The organism is Streptococcus sp. 4155, from assembly GCF_013276695.1.
GTDB classification, from domain to species: Bacteria; Bacillota; Bacilli; order Lactobacillales; family Streptococcaceae; genus Streptococcus; species Streptococcus pseudopneumoniae.
In genome coordinates, this window is the sequence record NZ_VMLM01000076.1 from 1 (window position 1) to 11,554 (window position 11,554).

Annotated in this window: 10 protein-coding genes, 1 other RNA gene and 4 pseudogenes; 13 read left to right on the forward strand and 2 right to left on the reverse strand. The window is 40.0% G+C overall.

The genetic code is table 11. The annotated features are described in order from the left end of the window. Positions 1-705: pseudogene (locus HT715_RS12020) on the reverse strand (IS630 transposase-related protein); the annotation flags it as partial. Between the two features lie 272 nt (positions 706-977). Between HT715_RS12020 and comW the strand changes: the two are divergent. The 10 genes from comW to HT715_RS09210 all read left to right on the forward strand — a co-directional run bounded on the left by comW (position 978) and on the right by HT715_RS09210 (position 8,439). Then, positions 978-1,214: a sigma(X)-activator ComW gene (comW, locus tag HT715_RS09165; RefSeq protein ID WP_000939541.1), complete on the forward strand. Its 237-nt coding sequence runs from the start codon at positions 978-980 to the stop codon at positions 1,212-1,214. A gap of 230 nt (positions 1,215-1,444) precedes the next feature. Beyond that, positions 1,445-2,731 carry an adenylosuccinate synthase gene (locus HT715_RS09170; protein WP_014017167.1) on the forward strand — a complete coding sequence of 429 codons (1,287 nt, stop codon included), beginning with the start codon at positions 1,445-1,447 and terminating at the stop codon, positions 2,729-2,731. 199 nt (positions 2,732-2,930) lie between these two features. Beyond that, positions 2,931-3,398 (forward strand): tRNA adenosine(34) deaminase TadA, encoded by a 468-nt coding sequence (gene tadA / locus HT715_RS09175; RefSeq protein WP_001110115.1) that lies wholly within the window; start codon positions 2,931-2,933, stop codon positions 3,396-3,398. A 32-nt stretch (positions 3,399-3,430) separates the two neighbouring features. Beyond that, positions 3,431-3,528: signal recognition particle sRNA small type (gene ffs, locus HT715_RS09180), an RNA gene on the forward strand. A gap of 56 nt (positions 3,529-3,584) precedes the next feature. Beyond that, entirely contained in the window at positions 3,585-4,028 is a 444-nt protein-coding gene (locus HT715_RS09185; RefSeq protein ID WP_000701986.1) for a dUTP diphosphatase, read from the forward strand. Continuing rightward, on the forward strand, positions 3,988-4,545 hold the full coding sequence (locus HT715_RS09190; RefSeq protein ID WP_014017168.1) for a histidine phosphatase family protein: 558 nt from the start codon (positions 3,988-3,990) through the stop codon (positions 4,543-4,545). The genes HT715_RS09185 and HT715_RS09190 overlap by 41 nt, the downstream gene beginning before the upstream one ends. 10 nt (positions 4,546-4,555) lie before the next feature. Continuing rightward, positions 4,556-5,920 (forward strand): DNA repair protein RadA, encoded by a 1,365-nt coding sequence (gene radA, locus HT715_RS09195; RefSeq protein ID WP_162199288.1) that lies wholly within the window; start codon positions 4,556-4,558, stop codon positions 5,918-5,920. A 72-nt stretch (positions 5,921-5,992) separates the two neighbouring features. Beyond that, the gene (locus tag HT715_RS09200; protein ID WP_001809263.1) at positions 5,993-6,490 is read left to right on the forward strand and encodes a carbonic anhydrase; all 498 of its coding nucleotides are present in this window, start codon (positions 5,993-5,995) and stop codon (positions 6,488-6,490) included. A gap of 20 nt (positions 6,491-6,510) precedes the next feature. Further along, positions 6,511-7,326: a PrsW family intramembrane metalloprotease gene (locus HT715_RS09205; RefSeq protein WP_138699993.1), complete on the forward strand. Its 816-nt coding sequence runs from the start codon at positions 6,511-6,513 to the stop codon at positions 7,324-7,326. A 144-nt stretch (positions 7,327-7,470) separates the two neighbouring features. Beyond that, a complete protein-coding gene (locus tag HT715_RS09210; protein WP_000010159.1) occupies positions 7,471-8,439 on the forward strand; it encodes a ribose-phosphate diphosphokinase in 969 nt (322 codons plus the stop codon). A 56-nt stretch (positions 8,440-8,495) separates the two neighbouring features. Here HT715_RS09210 and HT715_RS09215 read toward each other — a convergent pair. Then, positions 8,496-9,342 (reverse strand): annotated as a pseudogene (locus HT715_RS09215) (IS630 family transposase). Between the two features lie 112 nt (positions 9,343-9,454). On the opposite strand from HT715_RS09215, the pseudogene HT715_RS12025 reads away from it, so the two are divergent. The 3 genes and pseudogenes from HT715_RS12025 to HT715_RS09235 form a co-directional block, all read left to right on the forward strand. Beyond that, positions 9,455-10,414 (forward strand): annotated as a pseudogene (locus tag HT715_RS12025) (PD-(D/E)XK nuclease family transposase). A 296-nt stretch (positions 10,415-10,710) separates the two neighbouring features. Further along, positions 10,711-11,109: pseudogene (locus HT715_RS09230) on the forward strand (helix-turn-helix domain-containing protein); the annotation flags it as partial. A 39-nt stretch (positions 11,110-11,148) separates the two neighbouring features. Continuing rightward, positions 11,149-11,554, forward strand: a 406-nt coding sequence (locus tag HT715_RS09235; RefSeq protein ID WP_172922926.1) for a helix-turn-helix domain-containing protein, incomplete at its 3' end; no start/stop codon positions are given.

Consider the following 11,554-nt stretch of genomic DNA (forward strand, 5'->3'; position numbering starts at 1 on the left):
AAGAGTTTATCTTGGATGCAGAGTTCATCCAAAATGTTCTTGGGATCAAAACTAGCATTGTCCATGATAATAACATGAGGTGTCTTCAAAGCAGGTAGGAGTTGCGTTTTGAACCACTCCACAAAGAAATCGCTTGTCCTGCTGTTCTTGTAAATCATGGGAGCTATAAACTCTCCGTCTACTTGTCCTGCAACAATTGAAGTTCGCTCAAAACGACGTCCGCTAATCTTTTCATAGACTTTCTCCCCTCTAGGAGCCCCTGCATAAGGACGATAGAGATAGCGGTCGATTCCTGTTTCATCAATATATACGATTGGTAAATCGTTTAGGTTATCCAAAATATCAAGAAACTCAGATACTTTCTCTGGGTCTTGTTCCTTAAAGCTCGTCATCTTTTTTTGAAGTGACCTTCATCTGCTTTAAAGCTGCCCATACTGAAGGGACAGCACAATCAAAATGTGCCGCAATTTCCCGTAAAAAAGCATCTGGATGAGCCTCTACAAAGGCTTTCAATTCCTCTAAAGGAATCTTTCGGTTTTTGACGACTCGCTTTTTCATCTCTAAGTGTCCTTGTTCACGTAAGTTCTTTTTCCATGTGAAGAGAGTTCTGACGCCGACATCAAAAACCTTGGCTGCCTCGACATGGCTGTGCCCCTCTTTGATGTAATCTAATGCTCGCTGTTTAAAATCTGTACTATATGCCATAGCTTTATTATAGCATGCTTGTTTGAAACTAAGCAACTATACTATGCGTTTTTCTTATTTTAAGATTTTTACCTCAACTCTCTTTTAGTATTTAACGCAGTTAATAAGGTCTATAATAGTCTAATTTAGGTAGTAAATTTGTTCCTATTCTGTCAACTTTTCCTATTTTTTATCTTATTGAGGTTGGTATTTGTACAATTCAGGAATTATTAATGATTAATTAAAATTTTTTGTTAGAATAAGTTCATAAAAAAGAAAAGGAGTATTTGATCATGTTACAAAAAATTTATGAGCAGATGGCGGATTTTTATAGAAATATTGAAGAAGAGTATGGTACTGTATTTGGTGATAATTTTGACTGGGAACATTTTCATTTTAAATTTTTAATTTATTATTTAGTGAGATATGGTATTGGGTGTCGTAGGGATTTTATCGTTTACCATTATCGTGTTGCTTATCGTTTGTATCTTGAAAAGATGATAATGAAACAAGGTTTTATTTCTTGTTGAGATAGTCTGAGTTAATTTCCGAACAAATTTACTTTTTTATGGAAAGATAATAATAAATAGCTGCTTATTTTTCTAAATCATTTTTTAATAGTTGGAAATAGCAAATCTTTCTATTGTTTCTTCTTGATAAAAAGGCGATTTTTTCTTATAATAAATTGTAAGATATAATTGCAGGTGAGAGTCCTGCCATGTATGTGAGAAAGGAAGAGCCTGAGGGCTCAGACAAGATTATGACTTCAGTTGTTGTTGTAGGTACCCAATGGGGTGATGAAGGTAAAGGGAAGATTACAGACTTCCTTTCAGCGAATGCAGAAGTGATTGCACGTTACCAAGGTGGTGATAATGCAGGTCACACGATTGTGATTGATGGTAAGAAGTTTAAATTGCACTTGATTCCATCTGGGATTTTCTTCCCTGAAAAAATCTCTGTTATTGGGAATGGTATGGTTGTAAATCCTAAATCTCTTGTAAAAGAGTTGAGCTATCTTCATGAGGAAGGTGTTACAACTGATAACTTGCGTATTTCTGATCGCGCGCATGTCATTTTGCCTTATCATATCGAGTTAGATCGTTTGCAAGAAGAAGCTAAGGGCGACAATAAGATTGGGACTACAATCAAGGGAATTGGTCCAGCTTATATGGACAAGGCTGCTCGTGTGGGAATTCGTATCGCCGATCTTTTGGATAAAGACATTTTCCGTGAGCGTTTAGAACGTAACCTTGCTGAAAAGAATCGTCTTTTTGAAAAATTGTATGATAGTAAAGCTATCGTCTTCGATGATATTTTTGAAGAATATTACGAATATGGTCAACAAATCAAGAAATATGTGACAGACACGTCCGTCATTTTGAATGATGCGCTTGATAATGGTAAACGTGTGCTTTTTGAAGGTGCACAAGGTGTTATGCTAGATATTGACCAAGGGACCTATCCATTTGTTACTTCTTCAAACCCTGTGGCTGGTGGTGTGACAATTGGTTCTGGTGTCGGTCCAAGCAAGATTGACAAGGTTGTAGGTGTATGTAAAGCCTATACGAGTCGTGTAGGAGACGGTCCTTTCCCAACTGAGTTGTTTGATGAAGTGGGAGAACGTATCCGTGAAGTAGGTCATGAATATGGTACAACAACTGGTCGTCCACGTCGTGTGGGATGGTTTGACTCAGTTGTGATGCGCCATAGTCGTCGTGTTTCTGGTATTACTAATCTTTCATTGAACTCTATCGATGTTTTGAGTGGTTTAGATACTGTGAAAATCTGTGTGGCCTATGATCTTGATGGTCAACGTATTGACTACTATCCAGCTAGTCTTGAGCAATTGAAGCGTTGCAAACCTATCTATGAAGAGTTGCCAGGTTGGTCAGAAGATATTACTGGAGTTCGTAATTTGGAGTATCTTCCTGAGAATGCGCGTAACTATGTTCGTCGTGTGAGTGAATTGGTTGGCGTTCGTATTTCTACTTTCTCAGTGGGTCCTGGTCGTGAACAAACAAATATTTTAGAAAGTGTTTGGTCCTAAGAGATTTTTAAGATTTGTTTAAGATAGGTCGGGTATACTATAGACAGTTACAAGAAGACCTCCTAACTTGTTGTAACGAATATCCTAAACTTTTCTTTTTCATAATAATCTCCCTATAAAGTCACCGCATTTGGTGGCTTTTTTTGTCTTGGGATTCATGATATAATAATAAAATCGATAAGTAGTAAAAGGGAAATTGATGAATTATACAGTTGAAGAAAAAGAAGTCTTTATGAGGGAAGCTTTGAGAGAGTCTGAGATTGCTCTTGAACACGATGAAATTCCAATTGGTTGTGTGATTGTCAAGGACGGAGAAATCATTGGCCGTGGGCATAATGCGCGTGAGGAACTGCAGCGAGCGGTTATGCATGCGGAGATTATGGCCATAGAGGATGCGAACTTGAGTGAGGAGAGCTGGCGCTTGCTGGACTGCACACTTTTTGTGACCATTGAGCCGTGTGTCATGTGTAGTGGGGCGATTGGGCTTGCCCGTATTCCAAACGTGGTCTATGGGGCTAAAAACCAGAAATTTGGCGCTGCTGGAAGTTTGTACGATATCTTGACAGATGAGCGTCTTAACCATCGTGTAGAGGTTGAAATAGGAATTTTGGAAGATGACTGCGCAGCTATCATGCAGGACTTTTTTAGAAATAGACGGAAAAAATAATTTTGCTTTTAAAATGAATAGGAATGTGATATAATAAATAGTGGAGCAACAGTTCTGCGTGAAGCGGGTCAGGGGAGGAATCCAGCAGCCCTAAGCGATTTGAATTGTGTGCTCTTTTTTTCGTGCTTTTTCCGAATAAATAAGATAGAATAATCTAGAATAAATGATAATAGAAAAGAGAAGATGATGAAAATTCGTGGTTTTGAATTGGTTTCTAGTTTTACAGATGAGAATTTATTGCCCAAGCGTGAGACAGCTCATGCGGCTGGTTACGACTTAAAGGTTGCTGTGCGTACGGTTATTGCGCCAGGAGAGATTGTATTGGTTCCGACAGGGGTTAAGGCTTATATGCAACCGACAGAGGTTCTCTACCTATATGATCGTTCTTCAAACCCTCGTAAGAAGGGCTTGGTTTTAATTAATTCAGTTGGCGTTATTGATGGGGATTATTATGGAAATCCTGGAAACGAGGGGCATATTTTTGCGCAGATGAAGAATATCACAGACCAAGAGGTTGTTCTTGAAGTTGGAGAACGTATTGTTCAGGCTGTCTTTGCTCCTTTCTTAATTGCAGATGGCGATGCGGCTGATGGCGTTCGAACTGGTGGATTTGGTTCAACAGGGCACTAGAATGAAGATTATCTTTGTACGTCACGGGGAGCCAGATTATCGTGAGTTAGAGGAGCGTTCTTATACGGGATTTGGGATAGATTTGGCGCCCTTATCTGAGAAGGGACGGCAGCAAGCTCAGGAACTGAGCACCAATCCTTTACTCTTTTCAGCTGAAATAATCGTATCTTCTGCAGTCACAAGAGCTTTAGAAACGGCTTCTTATGTGGTTTGTGCTACGGGACTTCCTTTGAGAGTGGAGCCATTATTACATGAATGGCAGGTCTATGAAACAGGAATAGAAAACTATGAAACAGCTAGAAGCCTGTTTTTAGAAAACAAGGGGGAGTTGCTTCCTAATAGTCCTATTCAATATGAGACAGCTGCGGAGATGAAGTCTCGTTTTCTAGAATGCATGGCTAAGTATCGAGATTACCAGACCGTGATAGTGGTAACTCACAACATGCTCATGCGTCAGTTTGTGCCAAATGAGAAGATTGATTTTTGCCAAGTGGTTGAGTGTGAATTAGAGATATAGAAAGAGGTTTATCATCGCAAAGAAAAAAGCGACATTTGTATGTCAAAATTGTGGGTATAATTCACCTAAATATCTGGGGCGTTGCCCCAACTGTGGGTCTTGGTCTTCTTTTGTAGAAGAGGTTGAGGTTGTCGAGGTCAAAAATGCGCGTGTGTCTTTAACAGGTGAGAAAACCAAGCCCATGAAACTGGCTGAAGTGACCTCCATCAATGTCAATCGAACCAAGACAGAGATGGAGGAATTCAACCGTGTACTTGGAGGCGGAGTGGTACCAGGAAGTCTCGTCCTCATAGGTGGGGATCCTGGAATTGGGAAATCAACCCTTCTCCTACAAGTCTCAACCCAGTTGTCCCAAGTGGGGACTGTTCTCTACGTCAGTGGGGAGGAGTCTGCTCAGCAAATCAAGCTACGAGCAGAGCGCTTGGGTGATATTGATAGTGAGTTTTATCTTTATGCAGAGACCAATATGCAGAGTGTTCGTGCTGAGGTGGAGCGTATCCAACCAGACTTTCTCATTATTGACTCCATCCAGACTATTATGTCTCCTGAGATTTCAGGGGTGCAGGGCTCTGTTTCTCAGGTGCGTGAGGTGACGGCTGAACTTATGCAGCTGGCTAAAACCAATAACATTGCCATCTTTATCGTAGGTCATGTGACCAAGGAAGGAACATTAGCTGGGCCTCGTATGTTGGAGCATATGGTGGATACGGTACTTTACTTTGAAGGGGAGCGTCACCATACCTTTCGTATTTTGAGAGCGGTCAAAAACCGTTTTGGCTCCACTAATGAGATTGGGATTTTTGAGATGCAGTCAGGTGGCTTGGTTGAGGTTCTTAATCCGAGTCAAGTTTTCCTAGAAGAGCGTTTGGATGGAGCGACTGGCTCATCAATCGTTGTGACCATGGAAGGGACGCGTCCTATTCTTGCAGAAGTGCAGGCCTTGGTGACACCGACCATGTTTGGAAATGCCAAGCGTACGACGACAGGACTTGATTTTAACCGTGCTAGCTTGATTATGGCTGTTTTGGAAAAGCGGGCAGGTCTTCTCTTGCAAAATCAGGACGCCTATCTTAAATCTGCTGGCGGTGTCAAATTGGATGAACCTGCCATTGACTTGGCCGTTGCTGTTGCTATTGCTTCGAGCTATAAGGACAAGCCAACTAATCCTCAGGAATGTTTTGTGGGAGAACTTGGTTTGACAGGAGAGATTCGGCGCGTGAATCGTATTGAGCAACGCATCAACGAAGCTGCTAAACTGGGCTTTACTAAGATTTATGTACCTAAGAATTCCTTGACAGGAATCACTCTGCCTAAGGAAATTCAGGTCATTGGCGTGACAACGATTCAGGAAGTTTTGAAAAAGGTCTTTGCATAATCCGTGACAAATTCTCTTAAAAATGATAAGATAGGAGAAATATTTGACTATCAAATTTTCAAGGAGGGAATCGTGTCGTATTTTGAACAGTTTATGCAAGCTAATCAGGCTTATGTTGCCTTACATGGGCAGTTAAATCTGCCACTTAAACCCAAAACAAGAGTAGCTATTGTGACCTGTATGGACTCACGTTTGCACGTTGCGCAAGCTCTAGGTTTGGCACTTGGGGATGCTCATATTTTGCGGAATGCAGGTGGTCGAGTGACTGAAGACATGATTCGTTCGCTAGTTATTTCCCAGCAACAAATGGGGACAAGAGAGATTGTGGTATTGCACCATACAGACTGTGGTGCTCAGACCTTTGAAAATGAACCTTTTCAGGAGTATTTAAAAGAGGAATTAGGTGTAGATGTGTCAGACCAGGATTTCTTGCCCTTCCAAGATATAGAAGAGAGTGTACGCGAGGATATGCAACTGCTTATCGAGTCTCCCCTAATACCAGACGATGTCATTATCTCTGGTGCCATTTACAATGTTGATACAGGAAGTATGACAGTCGTAGAATTATAAATACTTCATTTAGAAAGAAAGTGTATGAAGAAAAGCAGTATTTTATTTTTATTTTATTGCTATGTATTGGTTTACAGTATGAAACCATCTACTATACGGACGGTTCGAGGTCAGGTGCGGAATATGGACTAATGGGAGTTTCTATCTTTCTACCTCTCTTTTACATGATTCCGGCTCTTTATTTTCTCTTCCGTATTGGGAAAAAATGGGAATTCCCAAAGAACGCCTTGATTTTGTCTTTATTGGGTGGGATGTTCCTTGCAGGATGGTTGTCTAGCTTTGCTAATACCTATATTCATGATTTACTGGGCGTTCTTTTCCCAGATAGTGCGTTTTTAAATGCCTTTGAAAGTGCTATTGTGGCTCCTTTGGTAGAAGAACCCTTGAAATTATTGCCACTTGTCTTTGTTTTAGCTTTGATTCCTGTGCGAAAATTAAAATCTTTGTTTTTATTAGGGATTGCTTCTGGTTTGGGATTCCAAATGATTGAGGATATTGGTTACATTCGTACGGATTTGCCAGAGGGCTTTGACTTTACTATTTCGCGAATTTTAGAGCGTATCATCTCAGGAATTGCCTCTCACTGGACTTTTTCAGATCTAGCTGTAGTAGGTGTTTACTTGCTTTACAGAGCCTATAAAGGGCAGAAGGTTGGCAAGAAACAGGGTCTTATTTTTCTAGGTTTAGCCTTGGGAACTCACTTCTTGTTTAACTCTCCTTTTGTTGAATTGGAGACAGAGTTGCCTTTAGCGATTCCAGTGGTTACGGCTATTGCTCTCTATGGTTTTTATCATGCTTATTGCTTTGTTGAGAAACACAATGAGTTGATGACCTAGAATATTTTTCAAAAGAATGATGCAAGGGTACAAATATGGTGCCCTTCTTTTATTTTTGATTGAAAAATAGTGCAAAAAGCGCTACAATGGTAGATGGAAAATCTTGTGAAAAGCACAAGCGATACATATATACCGGAGGAAATCATGTCTTTTTCTGATTTAAAGCTGTTTGCCCTTTCTTCTAATAAAGAATTGGCAGAACGTGTGGCGCAGGAGATTGGGATAGAGTTGGGGAAATCAAGTGTTCGCCAATTTTCAGATGGAGAGATTCAGGTCAACATCGAAGAATCAATCCGAGGGAAACACGTCTTTATCCTACAATCAACTAGCTCGCCTGTAAATGACAATCTGCTTGAAATTTTGATTATGGTGGATGCTTTGAAGCGTGCGAGTGCAGAATCTGTCAATGTTGTCATGCCTTACTATGGGTATGCACGTCAGGATAGAAAGGCGAGAGCGCGTGAGCCAATCACTTCAAAACTTGTCGCAAATATGCTTGAAGTAGCTGGAGTGGATCGTTTATTGACCATCGACTTGCATGCTGCGCAGATTCAAGGATTCTTTGATATTCCTGTGGATCATTTGATGGGAGCTCCTCTGATTGCGGATTATTTTGAGCGTCGTGGCATGGTTGGTTCGGACTATGTGGTTGTCAGCCCAGACCATGGAGGGGTGACTCGTGCTCGTAAGTTGGCAGAATTTTTGAAAACATCTATCGCTATCATTGATAAACGTCGTAGCGTTGATAAGATGAATACTAGTGAAGTCATGAACATCATCGGTAAGGTCGAAGGCAAGACTTGTATCTTGATTGATGATATGATTGATACGGCTGGAACGATTTGTCATGCGGCAGATGCTCTTGCGGAAGCTGGTGCTGTTGAAGTCTATGCAAGCTGTACGCACCCAGTGCTTTCTGGTCCTGCTATGGACAATATCCAAAATTCAGCTATTAAGAAATTGGTTGTTTTGGATACCATCTATCTGCCAGAAGAGCGTTTGATTGATAAGATTGAGCAAATTTCAATCGCTCATCTTCTAGGGGATGCTATCGTACGTATTCATGAAAAACGACCACTTTCTCCACTTTTCGGTATTGAGAAAAAAATTTAATGACCAAGCCTGAGATGGTTCTCAGGTTTTTTCGTCTTTTTTCCGAATAAATATAGTCAATTGAAACAAGAACAAGACAAAAGAGCCTCGTAAAAGGTATTGCAACTTGGTAATACCTTTTTGAGATGCTTTTTGATATGAGCCCATGTCTTCTCAATAGGATTGTACTCAGGTGAGTAGGGAGGAAGGGGTAAAAGTTTATGCCCAAACTCTTCACACAAGAATTCTATCCTAGCTATTCTATTGGAATCTTGCATTATCCATAATAATAACTGAGGGTGTATTTAATGTCGGTAAGAGAAATTTCTGAAACCAAGCTTCAAAAAAGTCGCTCGTCATTGTTTCTTGGTAAGTTATTGGAGCGATTAACTCACCATTTGTTAGCCCTGCAACCAAAGAAATCCCCTGATATCTTCTTCCAGAGACTTTACCTCCTATTAACTGACCTTTTGATGAGCAACCATATTCTCGATAAAAGTAAGTATCGAATCCTGTTTCATCAATATAAACAGGTGCTAAGTGCTTTAAACTATTAAAATTCTTAAGAAATAAGGATACTTTTCTGGGTCTTGTTCATAGTAGGTGTGGTTCTTTTTTTCGAGTGTACCCCATAAATTTGAGCGCATAGTGGATAGTAGTTGGATGACAGCCAAATTCAGAAGCTATTTCAGTCAAATAAGCGTCTGGATTGTCAGTAAGATAGTTTTTAAGTCTATCTCTATCAACTTTTCTTGGTTTTGTTCCTTTTACTTGATGGTTTAGCTCTTCTGTTCCCTCTTTTAGCCTTAACCAGCCATAAATGGTATTACGTGAGATTTGGAAAACCTGTGATGCTTTTGTTATACTACCTGTTCGCTCACAATAGCCGAGAACTTTTTTACGAAAATCTATTGAATATGCCATAAGAAGATTATACAACATTGTGTATTGTTTTTAGTTCATTTTACTATAGATAGAAGCAGTGAATCTAGCAAACCTAGATTTAAAAATGTGCTATAATGAAAGGAGAGAAAGAATGATTCTAAGACATCCGGGCATTAGCTCAACCAATGATTTGGACGCTAAGAAAATTTTCAGCAATCCAGAAATCACTTGTCAATTTATTCGCGATATGCTGGATTTACCAGCAAAAAATGTGACCATTTTGGAAGGAAGTAACATTCACGTCTTGCCTTCTCTGCCCTATTAAGCACAAGATTTCTATACCAGTATTGATGTCTTGGTGGAGTTGGATAATGGAACCCAAGTAATCATTGAAATTCAGGTTCATCATCAGAATTTTTTCATCAATCTCCTGTGGGCTTACTTGTGCAGTCAGGTCAATCAAAATCTAGAAAAAATTCGCCAATAAGAAGGAAACGCTCACCAAAGTTATAAACACATCGCATCAGTATACGCAATAGCTATTGTGGATAGTAATTACTTTCAGGATGATTAAGCTTTTCATAGCTTTAGTATGCGAGAGGGAACGACAGGTGAAGTCTTAACCATCACAAACAATGGACAGGAAAACCATCTAGTCAAGATGGTATAAAAATACAGAGAAACCAGCAAGGATAGCGTTCGCAAGCCATGGTTGGAGTTTTTCGGGAATAAACCCTTTACCCAGCGCCCCGAGCGAGCCATCAGCCAAGCAGACCAACTGCTAGATTACAAGAGCTGGTCCGAGGAGGACAGGAAAATGTTTAGTCAACTACGTATGCGAGAAGAACAAGCCTTATTAGCACAGGACTATGACTTGGAACAAGCTGAAGAAAAAGGGTTGGAGAGAGGTCGTGCAGAGGGGCTTGAACAGGGACTGGAGCGTGGTCTTGAACGTGGACGAGCTGAAGGGATTGAACAAGGGCGAGAAGAAGGCTTGGAACGTGGGAAACTTTTTGCCTTTCTGGATATGGTTCGCCAAGGACTTCTGACTTCCGAGGTTGCCAGCCATCAGCTGGGTATGAGCGTCGCTGAGTTTGAGTCCTTGCTATGAGGTCACATTTTTTTAATATAGTAGAAAGTTAATGAAATGGCGAGTTATTTCTAAAATACTTGTCATTTTTGCTTGACATTTGGAAGGGGGGATAGGATAATACCATAGAAGTGAGTTCTGTCCAACTATCGATATGGATTAGATATGTGAAGTTTGACTCAAAGTTTAAGAAATTTGTGAGATTTTCACTTGGGAGATACGGTATTTGAAGGGTATTTCATCTCACAAAGGTGTTTTTTCAACCTTTTTTGAAAAAAATGAAAGCTCTTCTAGGCATAAGAAAACACCTCTGTGTTATACTTGTTGTTCAACCACAAACACAAGAAAGGCACAGAGATGCAAGACAATTATACTACAAAAGCCAAACAAAAGAAGGAAAATCAAATAGAGAAATTGCCTCTTTGCTTGGAAAAGCTCCTCAAACTATCCACACTGAAATCAAGCGTGGGACAGTCCGACAATGTCTTGGAAAAGGGCGCTTCAAAGAGGTTTATTCTGCCGACTATGCTCAACAGTCTTATGAAAACAATCGCAAGCGCTCGGTCAAGAAATCAAGCTTAACCAAAGAACTAAAGGAAAAGATTCTCCACTATCATAATCAAAAGTTTTCTCCTGAAATGATGGTTATGGCTAAAGGGGTTAACGTGGGAATTTCAACCATTTACTATTGTATTCATAATGGAAAATTGGGATTAATACTAGACTAAAATAAAAAAGCATTATATAATAGTAATATGAAATCAACTAAAGAAGAAATCCAAGCTATCAAAACACTTTTAAAAGACTCTAGTACAGCTAAATATCATAAACGCCTTCAAATCGTTCTATTTCGTCTGATGGGCAAATCTTATAAAGAGATTATAGAGCTTTTAGACTGTAATCAAACAACGATTTGGCCAACTGTAAAAAAATATGAGGAGTTCGGACTCGATTCTCTCCTTCAAGAAACACGTGGTTGTCGTAACCATGCATATATGACAATTGAGGAAGAGAAAGCCTTTCTTGCCCGTCATTTGAAGGCTGCAGAGGCAGGAGAATTTGTTACAATTGATGCCTTATTTCAGGCTTATAAAAAGGAGTTAGGTTCTTCCTACACACGTGATGCCTTCTATCAACTCTTGAAGCGCCATGGTTGGCGAA